Annotated in this window: 25 protein-coding genes; 9 read left to right on the top strand and 16 right to left on the bottom strand. The window is 38.0% G+C overall.

Annotation, left to right across the window (positions count from 1 at the left end; translation table 11 throughout):
- Window positions 1-21: 21 nt before the first annotated feature.
- Entirely contained in the window at window positions 22-723 is a 702-nt protein-coding gene (mtgA, locus tag ABJQ32_03440; protein ID MEP5288674.1) for a monofunctional biosynthetic peptidoglycan transglycosylase, read from the top strand.
- Here the strand turns inward: mtgA and ABJQ32_03435 are convergent, their stop codons facing one another.
- The 4 genes from ABJQ32_03435 to ABJQ32_03420 are packed head-to-tail and all read right to left on the bottom strand — an operon-like array spanning window position 724 to window position 6,505.
- The gene (locus ABJQ32_03435) at window positions 724-4,821 is read right to left on the bottom strand and encodes a S8 family serine peptidase (protein MEP5288673.1); all 4,098 of its coding nucleotides are present in this window, start codon (window positions 4,819-4,821) and stop codon (window positions 724-726) included.
- A gap of 1 nt (window position 4,822) precedes the next feature.
- Window positions 4,823-5,617 (bottom strand): SDR family oxidoreductase, encoded by a 795-nt coding sequence (locus ABJQ32_03430; protein ID MEP5288672.1) that lies wholly within the window; start codon window positions 5,615-5,617, stop codon window positions 4,823-4,825.
- Window positions 5,598-5,999, bottom strand: coding sequence for a hypothetical protein (locus ABJQ32_03425; GenBank protein MEP5288671.1), 402 nt, complete (start codon window positions 5,997-5,999; stop codon window positions 5,598-5,600). Before ABJQ32_03425 ends, ABJQ32_03430 begins: the two co-directional genes overlap by 20 nt.
- A gap of 2 nt (window positions 6,000-6,001) precedes the next feature.
- Window positions 6,002-6,505, bottom strand: coding sequence for a dihydrofolate reductase (locus ABJQ32_03420; GenBank protein ID MEP5288670.1), 504 nt, complete (start codon window positions 6,503-6,505; stop codon window positions 6,002-6,004).
- A 49-nt stretch (window positions 6,506-6,554) separates the two neighbouring features.
- Here ABJQ32_03420 and ABJQ32_03415 point away from each other — a divergent pair, with 49 nt between their 5' ends.
- Window positions 6,555-6,713, top strand: a complete 159-nt coding sequence (locus tag ABJQ32_03415) for a hypothetical protein (GenBank protein ID MEP5288669.1) — start codon at window positions 6,555-6,557, stop codon at window positions 6,711-6,713.
- Between the two features lie 2 nt (window positions 6,714-6,715).
- Here ABJQ32_03415 and fmt read toward each other — a convergent pair whose 3' ends face one another.
- Together fmt and ABJQ32_03405 are read right to left on the bottom strand one after the other, a co-directional pair.
- On the bottom strand, window positions 6,716-7,642 hold the full coding sequence (gene fmt / locus ABJQ32_03410) for a methionyl-tRNA formyltransferase (GenBank protein ID MEP5288668.1): 927 nt from the start codon (window positions 7,640-7,642) through the stop codon (window positions 6,716-6,718).
- A 29-nt stretch (window positions 7,643-7,671) separates the two neighbouring features.
- On the bottom strand, window positions 7,672-8,838 hold the full coding sequence (locus ABJQ32_03405; protein MEP5288667.1) for an aspartyl protease family protein: 1,167 nt from the start codon (window positions 8,836-8,838) through the stop codon (window positions 7,672-7,674).
- A 159-nt stretch (window positions 8,839-8,997) separates the two neighbouring features.
- Between ABJQ32_03405 and ABJQ32_03400 the strand changes: the two genes are divergently transcribed.
- Both ABJQ32_03400 and ABJQ32_03395 read left to right on the top strand, forming a co-directional pair.
- Entirely contained in the window at window positions 8,998-9,828 is an 831-nt protein-coding gene (locus ABJQ32_03400) for a substrate-binding domain-containing protein (GenBank protein ID MEP5288666.1), read from the top strand.
- A gap of 53 nt (window positions 9,829-9,881) precedes the next feature.
- Entirely contained in the window at window positions 9,882-10,739 is an 858-nt protein-coding gene (locus ABJQ32_03395) for an oxidoreductase (GenBank protein MEP5288665.1), read from the top strand.
- Here ABJQ32_03395 and ABJQ32_03390 read toward each other — a convergent pair.
- The 8 genes from ABJQ32_03390 to ABJQ32_03355 form a co-directional block, all read right to left on the bottom strand.
- Window positions 10,736-11,176: a hypothetical protein gene (locus ABJQ32_03390; protein MEP5288664.1), complete on the bottom strand. Its 441-nt coding sequence runs from the start codon at window positions 11,174-11,176 to the stop codon at window positions 10,736-10,738. The genes ABJQ32_03395 and ABJQ32_03390 overlap by 4 nt on opposite strands.
- Entirely contained in the window at window positions 11,173-11,688 is a 516-nt protein-coding gene (locus tag ABJQ32_03385; GenBank protein ID MEP5288663.1) for a hypothetical protein, read from the bottom strand. The genes ABJQ32_03390 and ABJQ32_03385 overlap by 4 nt, the downstream gene beginning before the upstream one ends.
- A 90-nt stretch (window positions 11,689-11,778) precedes the next feature.
- The gene (locus tag ABJQ32_03380) at window positions 11,779-12,456 is read right to left on the bottom strand and encodes a hypothetical protein (protein ID MEP5288662.1); all 678 of its coding nucleotides are present in this window, start codon (window positions 12,454-12,456) and stop codon (window positions 11,779-11,781) included.
- 45 nt (window positions 12,457-12,501) lie between these two features.
- On the bottom strand, window positions 12,502-12,867 hold the full coding sequence (locus ABJQ32_03375; GenBank protein MEP5288661.1) for a VOC family protein: 366 nt from the start codon (window positions 12,865-12,867) through the stop codon (window positions 12,502-12,504).
- A 2-nt stretch (window positions 12,868-12,869) separates the two neighbouring features.
- Window positions 12,870-13,766, bottom strand: a complete 897-nt coding sequence (locus ABJQ32_03370) for a pirin family protein (GenBank protein ID MEP5288660.1) — start codon at window positions 13,764-13,766, stop codon at window positions 12,870-12,872.
- Window positions 13,767-13,779: 13 nt separating this feature from the next.
- Window positions 13,780-14,694, bottom strand: coding sequence for a glutaminase (locus ABJQ32_03365; protein MEP5288659.1), 915 nt, complete (start codon window positions 14,692-14,694; stop codon window positions 13,780-13,782).
- Between the two features lie 24 nt (window positions 14,695-14,718).
- Entirely contained in the window at window positions 14,719-15,081 is a 363-nt protein-coding gene (locus tag ABJQ32_03360) for a DoxX family protein (GenBank protein MEP5288658.1), read from the bottom strand.
- A gap of 10 nt (window positions 15,082-15,091) precedes the next feature.
- The gene (locus ABJQ32_03355) at window positions 15,092-16,237 is read right to left on the bottom strand and encodes a DUF1343 domain-containing protein (GenBank protein MEP5288657.1); all 1,146 of its coding nucleotides are present in this window, start codon (window positions 16,235-16,237) and stop codon (window positions 15,092-15,094) included.
- 59 nt (window positions 16,238-16,296) lie between these two features.
- Between ABJQ32_03355 and ABJQ32_03350 the strand changes: the two genes are divergently transcribed.
- Window positions 16,297-17,514, top strand: coding sequence for an FtsX-like permease family protein (locus ABJQ32_03350; GenBank protein MEP5288656.1), 1,218 nt, complete (start codon window positions 16,297-16,299; stop codon window positions 17,512-17,514).
- Here ABJQ32_03350 and ABJQ32_03345 read toward each other — a convergent pair.
- Window positions 17,511-18,245 (bottom strand): polyprenol monophosphomannose synthase, encoded by a 735-nt coding sequence (locus ABJQ32_03345; protein MEP5288655.1) that lies wholly within the window; start codon window positions 18,243-18,245, stop codon window positions 17,511-17,513. The genes ABJQ32_03350 and ABJQ32_03345 overlap by 4 nt on opposite strands.
- A gap of 94 nt (window positions 18,246-18,339) precedes the next feature.
- Window positions 18,340-19,725 (bottom strand): hypothetical protein, encoded by a 1,386-nt coding sequence (locus tag ABJQ32_03340; protein ID MEP5288654.1) that lies wholly within the window; start codon window positions 19,723-19,725, stop codon window positions 18,340-18,342.
- A gap of 103 nt (window positions 19,726-19,828) precedes the next feature.
- Here ABJQ32_03340 and ABJQ32_03335 point away from each other — a divergent pair, with 103 nt between their 5' ends.
- From ABJQ32_03335 to menA, 4 genes are all read left to right on the top strand, one after another.
- Window positions 19,829-20,773, top strand: coding sequence for an arginase (locus tag ABJQ32_03335; protein ID MEP5288653.1), 945 nt, complete (start codon window positions 19,829-19,831; stop codon window positions 20,771-20,773).
- Window positions 20,773-21,690 carry an arginine deiminase-related protein gene (locus ABJQ32_03330; protein MEP5288652.1) on the top strand — a complete coding sequence of 306 codons (918 nt, stop codon included), beginning with the start codon at window positions 20,773-20,775 and terminating at the stop codon, window positions 21,688-21,690. Before ABJQ32_03335 ends, ABJQ32_03330 begins: the two co-directional genes overlap by 1 nt.
- Window positions 21,683-23,467 carry an arginine--tRNA ligase gene (argS, locus tag ABJQ32_03325; GenBank protein ID MEP5288651.1) on the top strand — a complete coding sequence of 595 codons (1,785 nt, stop codon included), beginning with the start codon at window positions 21,683-21,685 and terminating at the stop codon, window positions 23,465-23,467. The genes ABJQ32_03330 and argS overlap by 8 nt, the downstream gene beginning before the upstream one ends.
- Window positions 23,468-23,580: 113 nt before the next feature.
- Window positions 23,581-24,477 carry a 1,4-dihydroxy-2-naphthoate octaprenyltransferase gene (gene menA, locus ABJQ32_03320; GenBank protein ID MEP5288650.1) on the top strand — a complete coding sequence of 299 codons (897 nt, stop codon included), beginning with the start codon at window positions 23,581-23,583 and terminating at the stop codon, window positions 24,475-24,477.
- Window positions 24,478-24,535: the final 58 nt, after the last annotated feature.

Genomic DNA, 24,535 nt, shown 5'->3' with positions numbered 1-24,535 from the left:
CTCGAAATTAGTGGAAGTAGTATGAAAAAAATCATAAAGGATGTTATCAAATCTATTGCTGGATTTATTCTTCTGTTTAATATTCTAGCCTTGCTTTGGGTATTGATCTATGCAGTAGTTCCAATACCAACCACCAAGCTTATGGTTATCGAGAGCCAGGTTAAGAAAATAGACTATAGGTGGAAGGATCTCGAAGAGATTTCTGGTAGGCTACAGCTAGCAGTTATGTGTTCGGAAGATCAAAATTTTTTACTTCATGAAGGCCTTGATTTTAAGTCTATAAAGAAAGCAGAGGACGTGAATAAGAAAGGCGGGAGGATGAAAGGGGCAAGTACCATTACACAGCAAGTAGCCAAAAATTTATTCTTGTGGCCAGATAGAACTTATACTAGAAAAGCGGCTGAACTCTACTTTTCATTGCTCATCGAGATTATTTGGAGTAAAGAAAGAATCATGGAAGTTTATCTGAATATTGCAGAATTTGGAAATGGAATTTTTGGCGCTGAAGCAGCTTCTCAGGTATACTTCAAAAAATCAGCAAAAGATTTAAGTGTCACTCAAGCAGCATCTCTTGCTGCGATATTGCCAAGTCCTAAAAAGTATTCAGCTATTGCTCCTAGTGCATATGTAAAAGGAAGGATTGATTGGATTAAGAAACAAATGTGGTATTGGGGTTATGAAATGACCTATGATAAAGAATTTGTTGAAAAAATGATCAAATAATTACTTCATCAACAACTCTTGCTCAATAAACTGGCCTCCAATGTTGAGTTTGACAATGTACAGACCCTTCTTCAGCATTGAAAAATCCAATTCGCCTTTAGGTGTCTTTTGTGTGAACACTTTTTTCCCATCAATACTATAAACGGTAAGCTCTTCGATTTTTGAGGTGCCATAAAAAAACACACTCCCTTTTGAAGGATTCGGATACAAGTAAGATGTTTCTGCTAGTACCGCCCCCAATGGAGGAGAAAAATCAAGCTGTAAGGTATCTGATGCTTCACAGCCTTCTCGAGTAGTTACTTTGAGTACAACTTCGTAGATTTCATTATTAAAAAAGAAAGTTGGGTTTTGGAGTGTTTCTGATTGTTCGCCATTGATGAACCACCTCCATGAGTCTATCTCATTGTTTGAGTTGGCAAACAATTGGACTTTATATTTTTCACCAACTTGAGTTGTTACTGGGGATATCTCTACTTCAGGAGATTCATTATCAATATTTACTTCGATTAGCTTGCCTGGTAGACCATCGTCTAAGCTTACTATATATACTTTAGAATGTTCATTTGTTATTAATTGCTTTCCCTTTTTTATTAGGCTGGTCAATTCAGGATCATTGTAAAAACCAAAGTAAGTCCCATTTTCTGGAGCAATTGTTACCACTTCTTCGCCACAGGATACCAAATTGCTTTGTGAAGCGAAAGGAGAAGTGCTCATAGAGATTGTTTGCTGTATCTCTTTAATGCAATCATCATTACTCGTTATTCTGAGTCTAACATTTACCTCACCAGTAAATGCAACCATCTGAATATTTTCAGTAGAACCAGAAGGGGTGTCGTCTATAAACCATTCTATGGTGGATCCCATCTTAAAACCTATGGCCGATAGTATGATTTGGTGATTCACTGAAGTAGTATCAGGAGCAAATGATAATTGTCCGGCTACTTCCTTAACATCAATTTCGAAAGGCACCTTTTCGCTTTCAAATGAACCGTATACTCCACTCACATAAATGGTTGTATCAAATTTGATAGCATCAACTTGGATTGCAGTTCCACTTATGGAAGGATCTAATTGATCCTCAAATGCAAAAAGATGAATTTTTTCTGCGTCTGAAACATCAATGATCACATCTTCTCCAGGACAAATAGAAATACTTTCAAATGTTGGAGGGGTAGGCCTATTAGCTACAACAAGTTCTTTTGTAAAACTGTCTGTGCAACCTAGCGCATTTTCAATGTTAAGCGTTATGCTATATGTACCAATTTCACTGAAAAAGATATCAGGGTTTTGTATAATCGAAGAGGTGCCTTCATCAAAAGTCCAATTCCAGGAGATAGCATCTTGACTTTGATCTGAAAAGGAAACAACATTTGATGAAAAATCATCTAAATACAACGTATCAGTAGACATGCTGAAATCAGCAATTTCATTCAATAGGTTCAATCGAATTTCAAACACATCTGACTTGTACAGGTTATCGATATTTTTAACATAAAAGGCAGTATCCTTGGTAATTACACCAGGATTGAAGTTAGATCCAGAGGTTATTAAATCCTGCGCCAGTGGATCTTCATAAAATTCATAATTAGTGCCAGCAGAAGGATCCAATGTGATGGAAGTACCATCACACGTATAAAATGTCTCCAGAACTCTTGGTTTAAGTAAGAAATCGTTCAAATTATCAGAAGCGTCTGAAAAAATATTTTCAAGATTAGCTTGCGAATCGGCTATTGCATATATGACATTTATATATGTTTCTTCGTATGCATTTAGTTCTGTGATCGTTGTTCCGTTAATTGTTGCTACATCATTGCCTGTACCTAAGCTGCCAGCTTCTAGCAGATTTTGATTGACGAGGAAATCGTATTTTGAAGCATCATTGAAGACATTGTTAATGTCTTGAGAATTGCCGCTTGCTGTCCCCATGTCTAATGAACTGTATTCAGGATTGTCTCCTCCAAGAACTTGGATGCCAGCAAATAAATTGGAACTAGAGTTTCGAGTAAAACTGTAGTTGTCTATTTCATCATAGGACGCAAAATTTGCAGTCTTTTCATCCAAGTCCCAATCGGCAAAAATTCCTAATGAAAGATTATTTATAACTGAAGAAGAATTATTAATTATGCGATATCGAATAATCAAGAAATCTTTGTTATTCCAAGTAATATTTGATTGTTCAATGATTAATGGATTTCCAGTATCTGTGAACTCGGAATACCCAAAGTAATCTGCTCCAGGATGGTCGTAGAGCTTATAGTTTTTTCGGGGTGAAAAGTCCTGACCTCTTGTTTGGCTGGAGTAGTTAGCAATGATGTTATCTGAGACAGCAACGGATGATGTGGTTAACATCAATCCTGTGTAACTCATCAAGGTGTCTAACCCATATTTTAACCCTGAGCCTTCAAAGTTTGGTCCATACGTAGCAAAACCCAGATCTCCATCACCCGCTATCGTCATACTTAGGTTTTCATTACCAAAGTCAGCATAGTCTGGAGATGTCGTAACGTCCAGGTATTGGAAATCGTTATAATTAGTTCCGTTGAAGTCTAGTCGAATACCAATCGTACTTTCAGGAGCTATATTATCATCTAAGACAATTTCAAAATTGACTTCTTTGGTATCCATTGTGCCTAAATACCCGGGTTGAAAAGTTCCTTGCGAAATAGAGAAATTATTGTCTGGGGATGATATAGTGATAGTCGGATTGCTTATTGCAGCCAAGTAATTAGTTAGGATGGCTGTTACACTCACGGTATCTCCGAAAAACACTGCGCCGTATTTTGAAATAAGATTTGCATTCTCAGCTCTAATGGACTTTACGTTTGATTCACTCACGGCTCTGAGGACATTCAACCTTCCTTTTCCTAATTTCCCTTCAAATGATAAATTGTCACCCACATCATAAACATCATCTGCAGTTGCTCGTACACGCTCCATGATTTGGAGCGCTGTGAGATTCGGGAATTGATCTTTTACTAATGCGGCTGTTGCCGCAACCTGGGGGGATGAATATGATGTGCCAGGGCCACCATTGGCATATCCGTCATTTTTAACCGTGGAATACATAGATACTCCAGGGGCAAGGATGTCAACTGAGTAGTTATATGTTGAGCCCAAAGATTTATTGTCTTCGGCATCAGAAGCACCTACAGATAATACATTATTGTAACTGGCAGGGTACCACTTATTTTCACGGGTTGGTCGAGTTCCCTCGTTTCCTGCTGCGGCCACCACTACCATGTTGTGCACCAGAACAGCTTGGTCAATGATGTCTTGTTCTGATTGAAGAGGACTTCCCATTCTGCCCCACGAAAGGTTGACTACATCAAATCCATTTTCACCTGCATAAGTGATCGCATCATAAAGACCATTACTTGTTCCGTTAGCGGTTCTAAAACCTTTTAGTGCGGCTACTTTTGTGTTATATCCAACACCGGCAATCCCTTGGCCATTGTTTGTGGATGCTCCAGCTATTCCACCAACGATCATTCCGTGATTTCCATTTTGGATATTAGGGTCTGTATCTTCATCTGCAAAATCATACCCCTGATAATCGTCTATAAATCCATTGTTATCATTGTCGATACCATCTATAGGATCATCTTCATTGATCCATAGATTGTTCACCATGTCTTCATGATCCAAGTCCAGCCCTGAGTCGATAATTCCAATGATAATATCATCATCACCAGTCGTTATTCCCCATGCATCGAAAGCTCGAATGTTATCTAGGTAATATTGATTTGAGATTAATGGATCAGTGGGTGTTGAGAGTAATTGATATTCGACAATTGGATCAGCATATAAAAAATCATCCATTTGCCTGAGCATATTGCAATAAGCCACCGGATCTAATCCATTAGGAACGGCAAGTTTTACAACTCCGGACAATGGCTGATCAACCTGATTATCACTTAAGGGGATCATGCGTCCAAGCAAGTTTTCTTTTTGATTTTTAGCTTCTTTGAATTTTATATAGACCCATTCATGATCCAATTTGTGATCATTAAAATCAGCTCTGGATAGCAATGGTCTACTTTGAGCAGAGGCAAGTTGAGCTGTAACCAGTAGGGTCAATATGAGAAATACTTTCTTCACTTTATGTTACGCGTAGTTTTCTGATTGCAGTAGCGGCTGCTGTGGGCCAAAACCTCTTTAAGTAGATACCCGCTTTTTCTTTAAGACCCCCAATGTAGGCTTCTTGTTTATTTTCTTCTATTGCTTTTATGATAAGTCGCGCACATTTGTCAGGAGACATCCCTTTCTCTTGCTCAGGATCCATTCTGTTCTGAGGGCTCCCATCTCCAATCAGCGCATTGTAAGATATGTTCGTTTTGATATATCCGGGAAGGACGATAGATACTTTGATGTTATCATCATAATGTTCGGCTCTTAGTACATCATAGAATCCATGCAAGGCATGTTTTGATGCCCCATATCCTGAGCGGTAAGGCGTGTTTATGATACCAACTGTAGAAGTAACAATCACATGATGTCCTTTTTTCCTTTTCACCATAGCAGGCAAAAGCGCTTTTGATAACGTAATTGATCCGAAATAATTGACTTCCATTAATTTACGATCAACTTCAAGGCTAGTGTTTAGAATGGTGTCACGTTGACTAATGCCACCATTATTAATGAGTATATCGATATCTCCGAAAAATGTACAAGCTTCCTTCACTCGCTGTACTAGCGCAAACCCATCTGAAAGATCCAGGCTTAACGTTGCTACGGTATTTGACTTGCAATTTTCCTTCACTCTCTCCAATTCTTCCATTCTCCTAGCAGATAAAATCAGTTTTGCACCTTTTTCAGCCAGTTGATAGGCCAGTTGCTCACCAATTCCGGAACTAGCACCAGTAAGCCACACCACGCTATCCTTTATCTTGGTCATTCTTATGCTTATTGTTTTCTACAAATACGTATATACTATATACTCCGACTGCAGTTCCAATTGGAAAACTAAAAATAGATATGCATCCTGCTATCAATGCAATAACGGGAGCCCATGTCTTATTTTGAAGTAACCCAATACCAGCAATGAAGGAGGGGAGCGCTGAAAAGATAAGTAGAAGAATGAAGATGGTCTGAACGATAGAGCTAACTAGGAGCATAATGTTTTCAGCATCGTTTCCTACGTCTTTTGCTACTTCTTCTGAAATAAATGGAAGTAGAATTGATACAATAGTGCCAACAAAAATGAAAGCAATAGTGATGAGAGAGGCATAAACAATGTGAATAACCCCTAATGTTCTTTTATGTGACTGAATATCCATGATTAAGTTTTTTTAGAATATACTACAAAATCAAATGAGTATTTGTGTCGATCATCGGCATGGTGATGTACACGTGACTCTTCTTCCCAAATAGATTTATCAAACTCAGGGAAAGTTACTTCACCATCAAAATCCCCATTGATTTCAGTTAGATAAATTCGATCAACCATTGCTAGACCTATTCGATAGATTTCACCACCTCCAATAATAAACACCTCTGATTCGTTATTTTTTCTAGCTATTTCTAATCCTTTATCTACTGAAGATATGACTTCAGCACCATCTGCTTTGTAATTGCTCTGTCGTGTAACAACGATGTTAGGGCGGCCAGGTAGAGGCTGAAAAGTGTGTGAAAGCGATTCCCAATTTTTCCTACCCATGATGACGTGATGACCCTTTGTAGTGTTTTTAAAGTACTTAAAGTCATCTGGCAGGTGCCATGGAATATCATTATCTCTCCCTATAGTTCTGTTACTGCCCATGGCCGCTATCATCGATACTATCATAAATCCAAAGTTTTCATATTTATCGTAGGTAGATTAAAATTAACCACGCATGTTTATAGTTGTTACTCTTTTCATCAGCATTTCGATAATCGGGAATATTATTATCTCGAATATTCAAGATCACGACTACAGAGACTGGATTAACTGGTCCATATTGATAGGTCCTTTAAGTTGGCCGCTTCAATGGTATGCCAATGTCTCTGATTGAACTTATGAAGTGAACTGATACCCTCGGAGAAAATCTTGTATTGTCATACGTTTTTTACCTTCCAGTTGTAAATCCTGGATATCCAACGTTCCGTCCTCAGTTTTCATTTTTAAATATGATTTTCCATCACTCTCAAACGCTCCTATATCTTTGTTGATGTTGTTAGATGATGGCTCAACTTGATAGATTTTAAGATTCTTACCTTCAAACTCAGTCCAAGCTGCTGGATAGGGGGAAAGACCTCTTACAAAATTTCGAATATGGTTGGACGATTTATGCCAATCTATTTTACAATCCTCTTTGAATATTTTAGGGGCTGATTTAAGATCTTGATCAGTGTTTTGTGGGATTTGTGGATAGTCGTCATTCTCAATAGCTCGGACTGTTTTTAGGACCAGTTCTGCTCCTTTGTTCATTAGTCTTATATACAAGCTACCTACGTTATCATCTTCTTTGATTGATTCCTTTTCTTGATAAATGATTTCCCCTGTGTCGATTTCATGTTTCAAGAAGAAAGTAGTTACACCCGTTTCCTTTTCACCATTGATGATAGCCCAATTAATAGGAGCAGCACCACGATATTGCGGCAATAATGAGGCGTGCAAATTGAATGTCCCTTTGGTAGGCATGTTCCAAACTGCGACTGGCAGCATTCGGAAAGCTACGACTATTTGGAGATCTGCTTTGTAACCCGCAAGCTCTTCAATAAAATCTGTAGACTTCAGATTGGTGGGTTGAAGTACTGGAAGGTTGGCTTCCAAGGCATATTCCTTTACGGCAGACATAGCAACTTTCTTTCCCCTTCCTTTTGGTCTGTCGGGAGCAGTGACAACTGCGACTATGTTTACATGATTTTCAATCAGCTTCTGAAGACTAGCAGAGGCAAAATCAGGTGTTCCAAGAAAAATGATTCGAAGTTCTTTGCTCATAAGTGTACAAAGAAATCAAACCTTCAGCTTTAATCGATTAAGGAGACAAGTTTTAATGAAACAGATTTTTCGCTACCTCCTTGATTTATTACTAAATCTACTGTTTCACCTTCCTGTTTCAATATTTTCTTGACTTCCGCAAGATTCACTTCAGCCATGGACTTCCCATTGATTTTGATCAATTCATCATTTACATTGATTCCTGCCTCTGAGGCTGGGCTACTTTCAAAGACCTGATGAATCAGCACTTTCTCTTTATTCTTAGATAGCTGCACATCAATTCCGCTACAGTTTACTTTAAAATTTGAATCATAGGTGGCATCTTTTTCGAGGTACATCATCTTTGATCCATAATCAATACTGAAGTTATACATTCTTAAAATTTGACTACCGATAATTCCTGATACTTTCTTATCGGCTTGAATCCCAGATGTTGCTGTGCTGATGCCGATTGGCAGATCTTCAATAGTCTGATTTCCAATATTTAATGATAACACATGACCTTCGTAGTGAGGTGTTTCATTGTCAGAAAGTCCCTTCACAAGATATGAGTAATGCTTTCCAGTCTTGTGAATGACATCATACAATTCAGCGTAGGGAGAATTGAAATCTAATGTGGTTCCTGCTCCTGTCATGATGAAGAAAGTGCCTTCGTGAGACTCGTCGTTATTAAGGACAACACTTCCTTTTATGACAGGAATGGATACATGAAGCGTAAATGGTATTGCATCCCCTCTTTTAGGTGCGGCGTTCAGGTCGTAGATGTTAATAACCTTTGTGTCAAAGTTTACATAGATAGAATGGTGTCTGAGTAGATCATATCCGATGATTCCATCAAGATCCATCCCCAAGCTTATCTCTAAGTGATCAAGTTCAGTCGAGTAAACTTTTGTGTTCTTTTCCATCAAAAAGTGATTGATGGCTATGGTGTTATGCTTTATGAGATGCCAAGCCGAAGAGGTTTGATTCATTTCTATTTCCTTTCCTGAAAGATTCAATTCTTCGGCTACATCATTATCGATTACCGTATACCCTGATCCTGTATCAAAGATGAAGTCAAGAGGTTCAGAATCATCCACACTTACCTTAATGATGATGTGATCTCCAAAAAGCTCGAATGGAATACTTGTGATTGGTGTTTGAGCCAATAAGTTAAAAGCAGCAACAAGTGCTAGAATGCTGGTTAGTTTTTTCATGACAAAGTGGTTGTTATTGATGACAGGATGAAATTAAGAATAATTCTGGACAAAGATGGTTATTCACTTTCAATAAAGATTACTTAACACATAGATAATTTGTTGATGAAGTTGCTGAATATCTCCTTTTCTACTTTCGCATTTCAAAATCAATCAACTATGAAATATATTTTCTCACTCACTATTTTATTATGGATTTCTGCCTGTGATACGGTTCAGAAGAAGAAAAATTACGAGCCTTTAAAATTGAAAGGAAGTGAATCGATGCATGAAGCATTTTCTTCTTTGGCGTCTGATTTCCAAAAAATTCAAGACACATTAAAAGTGAAACTTGAAGGTGGTGGAAGTCGGACTGGCTTGATGGCTATCAATGAACAGACTGCAGATATTGGATTATCCTCATTTCCATTTAACCTAGACTCAATTTTGGGTAAGGATCATGGTGTGGGACAAAGAGTGGTAGCATTTGATGGAATTGTACTTATAAATCACCTTGAAAACCCTATTGGAAAACTATCTGATCGGCAAATATCCAATATTTATTCCGGTGTGATTACAGACTGGAGCGAGATTGGGGGAAACCCGGGACAGATCATGCCAGTGGTAAGGGACTCTAACTCAGGAACACAGAAGTTTTTCACACAGCACTTTAAAATCTCTGAAGTGGCTCCAGCAGCTATTGTTGCCGAGGAGAATCATGAGATTGTAGATTCAGTAATTAGCAATAGAAATAGCATTGGGTTTGTCGGGTATGCTTATTATACAGCAATGGTCAAAAATATTGAGCTCTCCGCTTCTTTATCGAAGGATTCATTGAAATATGTGGCTCCAGAGCCTGAATTTATAGATAATGGTGAATATCCTTTGAAGCGTTCCTTGAGAATTTACTACGATACGGACTATGATCCTCGTGTTTTAGCTTTTCTCAAATATCTAGATACGGAAAGAGCCAGAGAAATTATTGAGAGTTTTGGATTGATTGCGCAATAGCAGAACATTTTTTAAACTTGATTTGTTGAGGATTTCAAATTGAAAAAAAAGCTATGGAAAAACGTGTTTGGTTAATTACAGGATGTTCTTCAGGTTTTGGTCGGGAATTAGTGAAAATTGTTTCAGGGAAAGGGGATATTGCAGTTGGTACTGTCAGAAGCGAAGAGCAAATAAAGGAGCTTGAAGCTATCGATACGACTTTGGTAAAAGGAGTAGTCTTGGACGTTCAAAAACAAGAAACAATTGATCAGGTGGCCAAATTCATTGAAAAAGAATTCGGTAGACTAGATGTTCTTGTCAATAATGCCGGATATGGGACTTTGGGTCCGATTGAAGAAACAGACGAAGATGAGATGCAAAGACAATTTGATGTAAATGTCTTTGGATGTGTTAGAATGATGAAATTGGCTTTACCGTTTATGCGCAAGCAACGGAGTGGTAATATCTTGAATATAACTTCAATTGCGGGTTTAAATGGGTTTCCAGGTGTTGGAATTTACAACGGGAGCAAGTTTGCTTTGGAGGGTATTGGTGAAGCACTTGCAGCTGAAACTAAACACATCGGCATCAAAGTGACTAACATAGAACCAGGACCTTTCCGTACAGACTGGGCTGGACGTTCAGCTACTTATAACGAGTCTTCCATTTCTGAATACAATGAATCTGCTAATAAGAATATGGACAGTATACGAGAGGTTAGTGGAAATCAGATTGGAGATCCTGTGCGTGCAGCCAATGCCATGTATGAGGTAACGACTTTAGAAAATCCCCCTGTACACTTGCCACTTGGTGGCCCTGCCCATAAACGCATAGGAATACGGTTACAGGAATTTAAGGAAGAGGTAGAAAAGTTTAAACATGTGGGAAAACCTACAGACTATACTGAGGAAGAACTAAGCCGGATGGGTTAATTTCTCTTGATGAACCACTTGAATGAAGATTTACGAACGTTCCGACCTAGAATATCGCCTGTTACAACGTTTCTCATGATGGTGGTCATTTTTCCGTTTGATCCCCCGATAAATGACCATTCTAGGTTTTCCTTGAATGCTATTTCTCCATTTTCGAAATTGGGTGTCTGTCCGATTATTGGATCAATTTGAGCAAATACAATAGAATCTTTCATAACAGTAATGAATGAGGCTTCAGCGAGGTGCTTGATTCGGCCAGATCTTGATCCCCAGGCGATACGGATCTCCTCCCCAGATTCTACGGCTTTTATGAGTGAATTAAGGTCTCCGCTAATGGAGTTTCCAAGGTCATCATTGTGGTAGATTAATTCCCAGTTATCCTGTGAAAATGATTGATAAGAAGTAACTAAGAATAGTAAAATTGATATTTTTATCATTGCTGATCTATTGAAAAAAGTTGATTCATTTCTTTACCCCCGGACTTTACCCACCAAGTCATCACATGATTTTGTAGAACTCTTTTGTGAGTTTGATTACTATTTCGATCTATCCAAACAGCATCAAAGGATCCATCTGTATTTATGACGACTCGCCATTCCTTCCCGACAAGTGTTGAATCAGCGTAGCTTGCATTAAGATTATTCCAATCTATTCCAGATAATACTTGTGGGTCAAGATATGCGTAAACTTCCTTTTCATTGAGTATACCCACCCAAGTAGGATTAGCAAAATGTTCCAAAGATTTTCCGTTGTTTTTCCAGCCCCACCCTAGTTTTAGATCAGAACCGGATCTAAGTTTTTCGATTAATATTTTTTTGCTCCCTGAGATAATAGAGCCATCTTTCCTCGTTTTCAAAACCAACTCCCACGAATCTCTTTCAGTGTAAGAGCATGAGATTAAAATGATTAAAAAACTGAGTATGACAAAATTGGTTAGGTTTTTGGCCATCGTATCTTCTACGATTTGACTTGAACCATGTTTGTAAATAACTAATCGTTAACAACTTATTAACACCATTTAGATAGACTTATTGATAGACTATTGTCCATTTTGGTAGCTCATTTGAAACCCAATCTTGTTACCACCACCTAGCGATTGAGTTTTCTCCATTTTTTCTCTAACAGAAATATGTCTAATCTTCGGAAAAGGAGGGGCCATCAAATCGTTTTCGGCAGCCTGAGTAATGATTATCTTGATTAAGATGTTTAGGTCTACTTTTTCGAGTGGCTTACTGGAAGCAGATTTGAACATAAACCCTACCTGTCTGTCACCTTCTGCTATAAAATGATTTTCATGGTTGATAAGTAAACGAGCAAGTAAGTACCCTGGATCATTGAGTCGATTAAACTCGAAAGAATCTGACATGAAATTATAGATGTTGATTTGGCCTAAATACTTTCTCAAAGGCTTCTCAAGTACGTATTCAGATTTACTGTAATCATAGTCATCAGATAAGGTGATAACGTTTGTATGAAGAACAAACACCAATAAATCTCCAGCTACTTGAATATGAAATTCTTGATCATTAATTGACTCTACTCTTAGTTTAATGTCTTGATCCCGCTCTGTAGTCTTAGCACTAAGTACATCTACCAAAAGATGAGCTTCCTCTAAAAGCTGCTTAAAAGCTGTACATACATTCCGATAGGTTTGTTGCTTAACCGTTGATTTTGTGAGTAGTGTTTCTACAATGTTTTCAGTAGGGTCTTGTGACATACATTTTGCTTTAAAGTCTATTAAGTGTTTTATCTAATGATTCGTTCACGCATCTTGATGTAATGCCACTCTGTTTCCTTCAGAGTCTTCAAAATGAGCAACAGAACCATGCTCACCAATGCTAAATTTTTCATTAATTATTTTTCCGCCAGCGGATTCGATCAAAGGAGTTACGTCATTTATCTCATCTACCGAAAAGTAGACCATAGTACCTTCATGCGATGGGATATAACTCTCTTGTTTAATCAATGTGCCAGTAGCACCTTGTTGTTCTGCTTCAAACGGGAAGAAAGACATAACAGAAGTTCCCATTTCTAGATTATCAGCCATTTGAATACTAAAAATAGCTTCATAAAACTTCTTCGCTCTTTCTATATCATTTACAGGTAGTTCAAACCAATTAGCTCTCATGATTATTTTTGTTTAATGTTTTTGTTTATTTCAGGTAGTGGAATATAACTATCATCATTATCTACTTTAGCAAACTTCTTATCCTTCCAACTTTCCTTTGCTTTCTCGATTTTCTCTTTATCTGAAGATACAAAATTCCAGAAAATATGCCGTTCCTCAGGGAAAGCCTCTCCACCAAAGAGAAGAATTCTTGATTTTGTGTCAACCTTTAATTGGCAGGCATCATCGGTTTTGGAAACAAGCATATTTCCTTTCGATATCTTTTGATTGCAGGCTGTTATTCCTCCTTTCACAATGCAGATACCAATCTCTCCTTTTAAGTGACCTTGAATATCAAGCTCATAATCACCGTCAGTCTCAATTTCTATCATGAACAATTCAGAATGAACGGGAAGAGGCGACTCCCTCCCGAATCCTTTACCTGCAACCAGTTTGAATTTTGCTCCCTTATCTGACCAGGTAGGTAATTCAGAACCATCCATGTGATGAAATGAGGGTTCTATGTCTTCAAGATGCTTTGGTAGTGCCACCCATATTTGATATCCATGCATGATGAAAGACCGACCATCCCTTAAGGGTTGTGGCGTTCTTTCTGTGTGAGTAACACCTTTACCTGCTGTCATCCAGTTGACTGATCCAGGCATAATATGTTGATTTGATCCTATACTGTCTTTATGTTGAATTTCACCTTCGAATAGATAGGTCAATGTGGAAAGTCCAATGTGTGGATGTTGATCAATGTCTAAATATGAACCTGGCCCAACAGTACTCGGACCCATATGGTCGATAAAAATGAATGGACCTACCATTCTTTTCTTTCTAAATGGAATTAATCGGCCAACCAGAAAATCGCCGATATCTCTGCTTCTTTCTTCGATGATTAGGTCCGTGTTTGACATACTAATTATAAAGTTAGAAAATGGATGATCCTGTAATGTTAGTGAGTAATTCTAAAGCGAGCATTCCAGCCGTAGAGTTCCCTTTTTCATTCAATTTTGGACTCCATACCGCGACCGAGTACATATTGGGATATACTGCGACAATACCACCACCGACACCACTTTTACCAGGAAGTCCTACTCTAAAAGAAAATTCTCCAGCTTCGTCGTAAAACCCACAGGTTTGCATCAAAGCATTGATTCTCTTTGTGCGTTTCACGCTTAAAATTTGCTCACCAGTCTCTATTAGGCACCCATGATTAGCATATAATACGAAGGTTCTAGCTAGCTCTTTACAGGACATCTGCACAGAACATGTATAGAAGTAGAAATCTAAAACCTCTTCCACATCATTTTTAATGTTTCCGTACGCTTTTATGAGGTTGATCATGGCACGATTGTGATGCCCTTCTGCTTTTTCCGATTCAGCTACCTTTTCGTCAAAATCAATTTGATCATTTTGGGCAATTTTTCTTACAAATTGGAGGTATTCAGCTTTGGGATTTTCTAAATGTGAGACGAGGATATCACAAATAACTAAAGCTCCTGAATTGATTAGGGGGTTTCTTGGAATACCATTTTCATACTCCAGCTGAACCAGTGAGTTAAACGGATCTCCACTGGGCTCTACACCTACACGCTTCCAGACGTTCTCACCTTCATATAGCAAAGCGAGTGATAATGATAAGACTTTCGAAATACTTTGAATGGAAAACCGCTCTTGTGACTCTCCGAAACAAAACTCCTCGCCAATAACGCTGTATAGATGCATGCCGAACTTATCAGGAGAAATTTTCGCTAATTCTGGAATGTATGAGGCTACTTCACCTGGCAATTTGGTGCAGTCTACATTCACCTTGATTTCGTTTAAAATACCTTGGTAGTCCATTTTTTGATAGGGCCGATGTTTCGATCAGTCGATGTATACTTTTTTGTTGTAGGTGTATGAGATGATCCAAAGCGCAATTGCAGCAATTGCAGTATAGTGACCTCCATCGTTAGCTGATAAGTGTCCTTCCAATGCCAGGATAAAGTCTAACAAAAAGCCAAAGTATGCCCACTCTTTTAGCGTTTTCGAAAGGTTTGTGATGATTGTAGCTACTCCTAAGATTTTGAGAATGGCCAGGGGAATAACAATGCGTTCATTGTACCCCAGTGCAACAAAAATCTCGGCAACTTGATCTGTATTAAAGAAGTACATTGATGAGGACAACACCATAAGAAGACTTAATAGTCCGGTAGCTATCCAGTAAATGATTTTATTTCTTTTTTCCATTATTGTTAAGTTAATAAAGTAAGTATTTAGCTCGTTTTCCTTTGAATTGATCTATCTCAGCCTTCCAGGATTGACGTATTTCTTCTTCACTCATGCCAGATTCGATTTGCTTTTGTAGCTGATTTGTCCCTGCAAGTCTTTTAAAATAATCATTAAAAAAGTCAGAGCGATTCATTAATTGGTAGGCTTCAATTAATGGCTTTAACGAGAAAGAATACCTTGGTTTTTGACCTATCCAGGATTCGCTATAACATATCTGATCTTCATATGGGGGCCATTTTGCTCCTTCACGTGAAATTGGAGTAAAGGAATTTGTCGTATCAGGATATTCCGGATGACCGATTTGTTGAAAGGCATAATCTGTACCTCTGCCAACAGACATGATGGTTCCTTCGAATAGGCAAAGACTAGGGTACAGAGAAATGCTTAAATCATCGGGAAGATTTGGTGATGGTTTTATAGGGAGGGAATATGGTATGGAATGATCCCATTTCTCCACTTTGATAATTCGAAGATCCACTTTTACTCCATTCTTCAGCCAACCTTCTTCATTTATCATCATGGCCAATTCTCCAACGGTCATGCCATGCACAATTGGTATTGGGTGCATTCCAACAAAAGACTGAAAGGCGGTATCCAAAACAGGCCCATCAACATAACTTCCATTTGGATTGGGGCGATCTAAAATAATCATTGGAATCCTATTTTCGGCACATGCTTCCATGACATAGTGCATGGTGCTGATGTAGGTGTAAAAACGAGCACCAACATCTTGCATATCAAAAACCATCACATCCAGGTCAGCAACTTGTTCGCGTGTTGGCTTTTTATTTTTTCCATATAGTGAAATCAATTGAAAGGCTGAGTTTGAATTATCGTAGTTGACTTCCAAGCCATCGCTCAAACTTCCAGAAAAACCATGTTCCGGAGTAAATACTTTAACTACATCAATGCCCGAAGACATCAATGTGTCAGTTAAGTGTGTGCCTTGAACAACAGAACTGTGATTTACCGTTAGACCTACCTTCTTATTCTCCAGCAATGGAATGTATTGTTGGATTTTTTGAGCACCAACCTGAATTTCGGTGCTATCTTCCTGTTGCTCATTTGAGCAACTGAGAAAGAGCAGGGTTGAAATATAAATGAGCTTCCACATATAAATCACCAAGTTAACTTGTTCTTACAGGATTGAAAACCCTATTTTGCATCAAGACAATGAATCTTCCATTTTTTATATCAAAACGTATTGCAAAGGAATCCACAGGTTCTTTTTCCAGCACTATCAATCGCATTGCAGTAGTGAGTATTGGATTGGGTTTGGCTGTGTTGATACTAGCTTTTATGGTGCTTTTTGGTTTTAAAAGAGAGATTACAGATAAGATTTACAGTTTTAGTGGGCATTTAATTGTTAACAAATACACATTGTCAACCTCATTTGAAGAAACAACGATAACTGTTAATGATCAACTATTAGAAGATTTAAAATCATATCCTTTGACAGAAAGAGTTCAGCCTTATGCAATGAAGGCTGGATTGCTGAGAACGGAGGAAGAGGTGCAAGGGGTGATCATTAAGGGAGTTGATCACTCTTTTGATACAACGGATTTTAATAAGCATATGATTGCGGGTAGATTTCCTGATTTATCAGGTGAATCGTATTCTACAGAAGTTGCGCTCAGCAACCGAGTCGCAAATTATCTTGAATTAAAAGTAGATGATGAGGTGCTTATATATTTTGTTCAGAATCCACCTCGTTTTAGACGACTTCTGGTCACTGGAATTTATGAGACAGGTTTGGAGGAGTTTGATGAGAAAATCATATTGGCGGATTTAGATCTTATTCGCAGAATAAACAATTGGCCAGATACATTGGCAGGGGGAATAGAAGTATTTATTTCTGATACGGATAAATTGGATCAAGCTTGGAATGATCTCTTTAATTCGCTAGGAATAGACCTTTACGTGGATAAAGTAACAGATCGCTATGTTCAAATTTTTGAATGGTTGAATCTATTGAATCGCAATGTTGTGATTCTCTTAACAATCGTGCTATTCGTTTCAGGAACTAGCATTATCTCCATTTTATTGATCCTAATCATGGAAAAAACACAAATGATTGGTGTATTAAAATCACTTGGTGCATCTAATGAAACTATTAGGAGAATTTTTGTTTTCAATGGCCTCCAATTAATTGTAAAAGGTCTTTTATGGGGAAATGTAATTGGACTATCACTCGGCCTAATTCAACAATATTTTAGGATTATTCCTTTGGATGCTGCCAACTATTATATGAGTCATGTACCTATTGAAATAGATGTTCTAACAATTATTGGATTGAATATTTTGGTTCTGGTTTTGATTGGATTGACACTACTTATCCCTGTAGCAATTATCTCTCGAGTAAAACCTGTGAAAGCAATTAGATTCGACTAAGTAGCTGGCTCATATTTTTTGAATAGGCTCTTAATCTTCATTTGGAGAACCCCAAAAATAGCTTCTTTAAAAATACCTTTCGACATTTTAGAGACTCCTTTGGTACGATCTGTAAAAATGATTGGAACCTCTACAATCTTGTATCCATGTTTCCATGCATTAAATTTCATCTCAATCTGGAAAGCATAGCCAATAAAATGGATTTTATCCAAATTCAACTTTTCAAAAACGCGCCTATTGTAACACTTGAATCCAGCAGTACTGTCTCTGAAAGGCATCCCCGTAATTATGCGTACATAAAAACTGGCAAAGTAGCTCATCAATACTCTACCCATAGGCCAGTTAACAACGTTAACTCCGGTAACATACCTACTTCCTATGGCAACATCTGCTCCTTCCTCACAAGCTTTCTGAAGCTTGATCAAATCATTAGGATCATGAGAAAAATCTGCGTCCATTTCGCAAATGAAATCATAACCTTTTTCCAATGCCCATTTGAAACCTGTGATATATGCGGTACCTAGTCCTAGTTTTCCTTCTCGCTCAATTAGAAAAATACGATTAGGAGTCTTCTCCATTTCTTCCTTCACAATGTCGGCTGTACCATCAGGAGACCCGTCATCCACAACCAAAATATCGAATGCAGGGTTAAGCATTCTTGTTACCATGATGATATCCTGAATATTTTCGCATTCATTATAGGTTGGTATGACAACTAAGTTTTTTTTCATTAGGGCTCTCCCTGAAATTAGCGTTTAAATTCAAAAATAGTTCGAATTGATAAACGTGTATATGATTTATCAGTTTTGATTGAATTAAATAATGTTAATAGCCCAAAATCTTCATCATAGCTTCGCTTTGTTGCTCGGGGGCAAATAACTCATGAGATACTTTGCCATTTTCATCTTTATCAATGATTATATGCTTTGGAGCGGGTATTAAGCAATGTTGGATGCCTCCATAACCACCCAGTGATTCTTGATAAGCGCCTGTGTGAAAAAATCCAAAATACAGTGTTTCCTTATCATCATACTGAGGTAAGAAAACCTCACCAATATGTGCTTCCGCATCATAATAATCCATACTATCACAAGTTAGTCCCCCAAGGTTTACTTTATGATATGGACTCTTCCAATGATTCACGGGTAACATAATGAACTTCTCATTCAGGCCCCAAACATCTGGCATGTGGGTAATGAAAGAACCATCCATCATATACCAGAGTTCTTTGTCATTTTGAAGTTTTTGATCAAGAATTGAATAGATGGTGGCACCACTTTCGCCAACAGTAAAGCTTCCAAATTCAGTAAAGATATTGGGCACTGGAACATGATTCTTTTTGCAAATCCATTGAATGTTTTCAATGATCTGTTCAGCCATGTACTGATAGTCATATTCAAAATGTAGTGAATTTTTAATAGGAAATCCGCCACCGATATCTATCGTGTCCAACTCTGGGCATATTTTTTTAAGTTCACAGTACTTGTAGATGAATCTACTGAGCTCACTCCAATAGTACGCGGTATCCTTAATGCCAGTATTTATAAAGAAATGAAGCATTTTAAGCTTTGCCTTAGAGTCTTTGATTTCTTCCTTGTAATAAGGTAGGATGTCACTATATCTTATACCGAGACGAGAAGTATAGAAAGCAAAGTTCGGTTCTTCATCGGCCGCAATTCGAATCCCAATCTTAAAATTGTTTTCGACATGCTCTTTGTAATAGTTGAGTTCATTGAGGTTATCTAGAATCGGGATACAATTTTCAAACCCATCGTTCAAAAGCCATGTGACTTCCTGCAGATATAATGGACGCTTAAATCCATTGCAAATTATAAAATGGTCCCTGGAAAGCTTGCCAGCCTTGTGCATGTTCCTTACAATTGGAACATCATAGGCGGATGAGGTTTCAATGTGCGCTTTATTGGAAAGTGCTTCTTCTACAACGAACCTGAAATGCGAACTTTTGGTACAGTATGCATAAGTATAGCTTCCTTCATAATTATGTTTCTTTATTGCACTTTCAAAAATGGAGTAAGCGTACTTAATATTTTGTCCAATCTTGGGCAGATAACTGAGCTTCAAGGGAGTTCCATATTCTTTGATGATTTCCATCAGATTCACTCCATGAAAATGGAGATTATCTTTTTCCACCTTGAATTCATTTGTGGGGAAATAGAAAGTTTGATCAATTAGATCTGCGTATTTTCTCATTAGCTGTGGTATAGATCGCTGCAATTATCTATTAAAATTTGAAATCTGAAAAGCGTTTAAAGTGTTTTTATAAAAACGTAAGTTTGCGCAACTTTTTAACCCTATGAGTAAAATACAAATCGTTGAAGTTAGATCGGAATTTGGAGCTGGCACAAGAGGAGCAAGTCTCGGAATCGATGCGATCAAACTCGCAAGTGCCAAGCTTGGTTCGAACTTTTTCTCGAAATACCCCACTCAGATTGTAGATTTAGGAAACCATCAAGCGCTTTTTGAAGAAGAAGAGAATAGAACGGCAAAATATATTGAGGAAATACACAAGGTGGAGATTAAAGTATGTGATACAATCGCTCAGCTCTCGTCTACCAAATTTCCAATTGTTTTGGCTGGCGATCATTCTTCAGGTGGTGGTACATTGAGCGGAATTAAGAAAGCTAACCCAACCAAGCGTATCGGGGCAGTATGGATTGATGCTCACGCTGACCTTCATACTCCATACACGACCCCATCGGGCAATGTTCATGGGATGCCATTAGCAATGAGTCTTTCGGCCGATAATAAAGAAAACGCAGTGAATGAATTGACTCCTAAAGTATCTATGCTTTGGGAGAAAATGAAAAACGTAGGTTTAGACGGACCTAAACTCAATCCAGAAGATATTGTCTTTATAGCATTAAGAGATACAGAATTACCAGAAGACTCATTTATCGAAAAACATGGAATTAAGGTCTTTAAAGTGGAGGAAGTAAGAGAAAAAACAACAAAAACGATTGTTGAAGAAACTCTTAAGTACCTGAAAGACTGTGACCTTATATGCATTTCCTTTGATGTGGATAGTATGGATCCAGACGATGTATCGTGGGGCACTGGAACCCCCGTGCCTGGAGGCCTAACGAAGGAGGAAGCCGTAGAGATAAACAGAGGATTAATTGAAAATCCTAAGATTGCTAGCTGGGAAATGGTTGAAGTCAACCCATTATTGGATAAGGAAAATGCAATGGGAGAGGCAGCATTTGAGATTCTTGAGGCTGTAGTAAAAGCTAAAAAGTAATGTCAGCACCACGTCTCATAATGGTAAGGCCGACTTGTTTTGGTAGCAATCCCGAGACACTAAATGATAATGTTTTCCAGAAGGGGACTATTTCTGACTCAAACACTTCAAAGGAGGCACAAAAAGAGTTTGATGCTATGGTATCTCTTCTTCGATCAAATGAAATAGAGGTTTTGGTGTTTGACGATCCTGTTACACCAAAAACTCCCGATTCTGTATTCCCTAATAATTGGTTTTCTACCCATCAAAATGGTAAAGTTTTTCTATATCCTATGATGAGTAGGATAAGACGTGAGGAGAGACGGTCAGAATTCATTGAATACTTAAAAAATGAATTTGAAATATCCGGTGTGATTGACTTGAGCCAATATGAGCAAGATAGATACTTCCTTGAAGGAACAGGGAGTATGGTTTTAGACCATCAATCAAAGATTGCCTATATGTGTAAGTCGGAAAGGTCCTCTAAAAAAGTACTAAGTCGATTTTGTAAGCAGTCGGGATATCGCTCTTTCGTTTTTCATTCCATTATTGATGGCAAACCAGTTTATCACACAAATGTGATCATGGGTATCGGATCCGAGTTTGTAATTGCATGTGTAGAGTCAATGAGAGAGAAAGAATTGTTTAGAAATTTGGTGAATGATAGTAATAAAGAACTTATTGAAATTACCATCTCTCAAGTCAGGTCCTTCTTAGGAAACTGTCTGGAGGTACTGTCTAGAAACGGGAAGAAATATCTTATCGTTTCTCATCAAGCTTTTCTATCGCTAACTGAGAAACAAAAAAATAGATTAATCAACTTTGCGAAGTTGTTGCCAGTGTCTATTCCTACCATTGAAAAATATGGTGGAGGAAGTGTTAGATGTATGTTGGCAGAGAATTATTTAAGTAAAAAAGATCAGCAAATACATGCTTGACAAAAAAATACGAAAAGGAATATCTGATGCTTTTAAAGCATTATTTGATCACGAACTTTCAGTTAATGAGGTTATACTTCAACCAACTAGGAAAGAGTTTGAGGGGACTTACACATTTGTGGTTTTTCCATACCTCAAAGTGACTAAGGGGAACCCTGAATCTTCTGGCAATCAAATTGGAGAATGGCTCAAAGAAAATGTCTTGGCTATTAGAAATTTTAATGTTGTAAAAGGATTCTTGAATCTGGAAATAGAAGACTTAAATTGGATAGAGACGCTTCATCTGATTTCATCAGATACGAGTTACGGTAAGCTACCATCTAACGGTCAAAAAGTGATGGTTGAGTTTAGCTCACCCAACACAAATAAGCCACTTCATTTAGGGCATCTAAGAAATAACTTCCTTGGAGATTCAGCCTCCCGTATACTCGAAGCAAATGGGTACGAAGTGATGAAGGTAAACCTTGTCAATGACAGAGGAATCCATATCTGTAAGTCCATGCTTGCTTATCAGAAATATGGTGAAGGAGAAAGTCCCCAGAAATCGGGGATTAAGGGAGACCATTTGATTGGCAAATATTATGTGCGATTTGATCAAGAGTATAAAAAGGAAATTACAGGTCTGGTAGATAGTGGGATAGATCCTGAGGAAGCAAAAAAGTCAGCTCCGCTCATGAAAGAAGCTCAGGAAATGCTTCAAAAATGGGAAAATGGAGATAAGGAAACTGTAACTCTATGGGAGAAAATGAATGGATGGGTTTACGATGGTTTTGATAAGACCTATGAAACTATGGGCATTCGTTTTGATACCATGTACAAGGAGTCAAATACCTATTTGTTAGGAAAAGAAGTAGTTGAAGAAGGACTTGAAAAAGGCATTTTCTTTCTTAAAGAAAATGGATCTGTATGGGTAGATCTTACAGAGGATGGGTTGGATGAAAAACTGGTGCTAAGAGGAGATGGAACAGCCGTATACATGACTCAGGATATGGGTACATGTGATATGAAATACAAAGATTTTCCTTTTGATAAAACAGTCTTTGTGATTGGAAATGAGCAGGATTACCATTGCAAAGTACTTTTTGCGATTATGAAAAAGCTTGGAAGATCCTATGCAGATGGCTTATATCATCTTTCATATGGAATGGTTGATTTACCTACAGGTAAAATGAAATCCAGAGAGGGAACCGTTGTGGACGCGGATGATTTGTTGCAGGAAATGTTCGATACAGCTGAAAAGCATACACGTGAGTTGGGTAAGATTGAGGGGATGGAGGAAGAGGAAGCTCGAAATCTTTATCGGATGCTTGGGCTAGGGGCTCTTAAGTATTTCTTATTAAAAGTAGATCCGAAAAAAAGAATGTTATTCAATCCGCAGGAGTCTATTGAGTTTCAAGGACACACGGGTCCATTTATTCAATATACTCATGCAAGGATATCGGCTATTCGCAGAAGAGCCCAATCTCTAAAATCCGATCCAACTTTTTCCCCGGAGAAAGTAGGAGAGCTAAGTAAAAGAGAAGTTGATTTAATCTTTAAAATCACAGAATACACAGGAGCGCTTAAGGAGGCTGCTAAGGAATATTCACCGTCCATCATGGCTCAATACGTTTATGATATTGCTAAAGAGTATAACGGATTTTACCAGGAAGTACCAATATTCAACGAAGAGAATAAAGATAAACTGGCATTTAGAATAGCACTTTCTTCAGTAACAGCTTATCTTATCAAACAAGGAATGAACTTACTTGGTATAGATGTACCCGAAAGAATGTAATAGATGAAATGAGAATAAGCATAAGCGACACGCATACCAACCAGGGATGAATGATGTTAATGCGAATTCCATCCGGGCCGCCGGGCGGTGACCTTTGAAAATAGACCATACACATGAAATCTTGGATTAAGGCTTTTCGGTTAAGAACATTACCACTTGCTATTTCTGGCTGGATGGTAGGACTTTCATTGGCGAGTAGCAATGCTACACCAGACTATGGAATTGCCGGGTTGACTTTGTTAACGGCAATTTTGCTGCAAGTCCTTTCCAATCTTGCAAATGATTATGGAGATGCTTCTTCTGGTGTGGACAATGTAAGAACAGGGGAGGCTCGAATGGTGAGCTCAGGGAAAATCTCACCTCAAGCGATGAAAAAAGCGATCATAGTCTTTTCAATTCTCTCATTTCTATCAGGGGTTTCACTGCTATACCTCGCTTTTCCGAATGATTGGACAACCGCTTTAGTTTTTATGCTTATTGGACTAATTGGCATTGCTGCGGCTATCAAGTATACTGTAGGAAAAAACCCATATGGATATGCTGGTTTTGGAGATGTTTTTGTGTTTGTCTTTTTTGGAATCGTACTAGTTTTTGGAACTTACTTTCTCCAAACGAATATGCTGAACTGGTACATATTACTGCCAGCAGCTTCCATAGGACTATTCAGTGTAGGAGTTTTAAATGTCAATAACGTGCGAGATCTTGATTCTGATAAATCAGCCGGTAAGAACTCGATACCGGTAAGAATTGGAAGAGCAAAAGCGATAAACTATCATACCTTTCTTTTAGTGAGTGGAATGCTACTAAGCGTGATATATGTGTTTGTAAACTACAATTCATGGACAAACTTTATTTTTGTACTAATAGCAGGACTTTTCCTATCTAACATTAGAGCTGTAGCTAATAAACCTGCTGATCAACTTGATCCGTATTTGAAACAAATGGCTATTTCTACATTACTATTCTCAATACTTTTCTCCATTGGGCAGTTGATCAACTTGTTTTTCTGAGAATAGGTACTTCTATCCCAATCATTTTTCATAAATTGAGATTGATAAAATATCCATC

Origin of the sequence: Marinobacter alexandrii (assembly GCA_039984955.1) — a bacterium.
In the GTDB taxonomy this organism is placed as follows: Bacteria; Bacteroidota; Bacteroidia; order Cytophagales; family Cyclobacteriaceae; genus Ekhidna.
This window is presented reverse-complemented; position numbering and strand designations above follow the sequence as displayed.

What these genes read in the sequence shown, in the direction of transcription:
- mtgA (MEP5288674.1), top strand. Translation starts at nt 22, where the DNA reads ATGAAAAAAATCATAAAGGATGTTATCAAATCTATTGCTGGATTTATT.
- ABJQ32_03430 (MEP5288672.1), bottom strand. Translation starts at nt 5,617, where the DNA reads ATGACCAAGATAAAGGATAGCGTGGTGTGGCTTACTGGTGCTAGTTCC.
- ABJQ32_03425 (MEP5288671.1), bottom strand. Translation starts at nt 5,999, where the DNA reads ATGGATATTCAGTCACATAAAAGAACATTAGGGGTTATTCACATTGTT.
- ABJQ32_03420 (MEP5288670.1), bottom strand. Translation starts at nt 6,505, where the DNA reads ATGATAGTATCGATGATAGCGGCCATGGGCAGTAACAGAACTATAGGG.
- ABJQ32_03415 (MEP5288669.1), top strand. Translation starts at nt 6,555, where the DNA reads ATGTTTATAGTTGTTACTCTTTTCATCAGCATTTCGATAATCGGGAAT.
- fmt (MEP5288668.1), bottom strand. Translation starts at nt 7,642, where the DNA reads ATGAGCAAAGAACTTCGAATCATTTTTCTTGGAACACCTGATTTTGCC.
- ABJQ32_03405 (MEP5288667.1), bottom strand. Translation starts at nt 8,838, where the DNA reads ATGAAAAAACTAACCAGCATTCTAGCACTTGTTGCTGCTTTTAACTTA.
- ABJQ32_03400 (MEP5288666.1), top strand. Translation starts at nt 8,998, where the DNA reads ATGAAATATATTTTCTCACTCACTATTTTATTATGGATTTCTGCCTGT.
- ABJQ32_03395 (MEP5288665.1), top strand. Translation starts at nt 9,882, where the DNA reads ATGGAAAAACGTGTTTGGTTAATTACAGGATGTTCTTCAGGTTTTGGT.
- ABJQ32_03390 (MEP5288664.1), bottom strand. Translation starts at nt 11,176, where the DNA reads ATGATAAAAATATCAATTTTACTATTCTTAGTTACTTCTTATCAATCA.
- ABJQ32_03385 (MEP5288663.1), bottom strand. Translation starts at nt 11,688, where the DNA reads ATGGCCAAAAACCTAACCAATTTTGTCATACTCAGTTTTTTAATCATT.
- ABJQ32_03380 (MEP5288662.1), bottom strand. Translation starts at nt 12,456, where the DNA reads ATGTCACAAGACCCTACTGAAAACATTGTAGAAACACTACTCACAAAA.
- ABJQ32_03375 (MEP5288661.1), bottom strand. Translation starts at nt 12,867, where the DNA reads ATGAGAGCTAATTGGTTTGAACTACCTGTAAATGATATAGAAAGAGCG.
- ABJQ32_03370 (MEP5288660.1), bottom strand. Translation starts at nt 13,766, where the DNA reads ATGTCAAACACGGACCTAATCATCGAAGAAAGAAGCAGAGATATCGGC.
- ABJQ32_03365 (MEP5288659.1), bottom strand. Translation starts at nt 14,694, where the DNA reads ATGGACTACCAAGGTATTTTAAACGAAATCAAGGTGAATGTAGACTGC.
- ABJQ32_03360 (MEP5288658.1), bottom strand. Translation starts at nt 15,081, where the DNA reads ATGGAAAAAAGAAATAAAATCATTTACTGGATAGCTACCGGACTATTA.
- ABJQ32_03355 (MEP5288657.1), bottom strand. Translation starts at nt 16,237, where the DNA reads ATGTGGAAGCTCATTTATATTTCAACCCTGCTCTTTCTCAGTTGCTCA.
- ABJQ32_03350 (MEP5288656.1), top strand. Translation starts at nt 16,297, where the DNA reads ATGAATCTTCCATTTTTTATATCAAAACGTATTGCAAAGGAATCCACA.
- ABJQ32_03345 (MEP5288655.1), bottom strand. Translation starts at nt 18,245, where the DNA reads ATGAAAAAAAACTTAGTTGTCATACCAACCTATAATGAATGCGAAAAT.
- ABJQ32_03340 (MEP5288654.1), bottom strand. Translation starts at nt 19,725, where the DNA reads ATGAGAAAATACGCAGATCTAATTGATCAAACTTTCTATTTCCCCACA.
- ABJQ32_03335 (MEP5288653.1), top strand. Translation starts at nt 19,829, where the DNA reads ATGAGTAAAATACAAATCGTTGAAGTTAGATCGGAATTTGGAGCTGGC.
- ABJQ32_03330 (MEP5288652.1), top strand. Translation starts at nt 20,773, where the DNA reads ATGTCAGCACCACGTCTCATAATGGTAAGGCCGACTTGTTTTGGTAGC.
- argS (MEP5288651.1), top strand. Translation starts at nt 21,683, where the DNA reads ATGCTTGACAAAAAAATACGAAAAGGAATATCTGATGCTTTTAAAGCA.
- menA (MEP5288650.1), top strand. Translation starts at nt 23,581, where the DNA reads ATGAAATCTTGGATTAAGGCTTTTCGGTTAAGAACATTACCACTTGCT.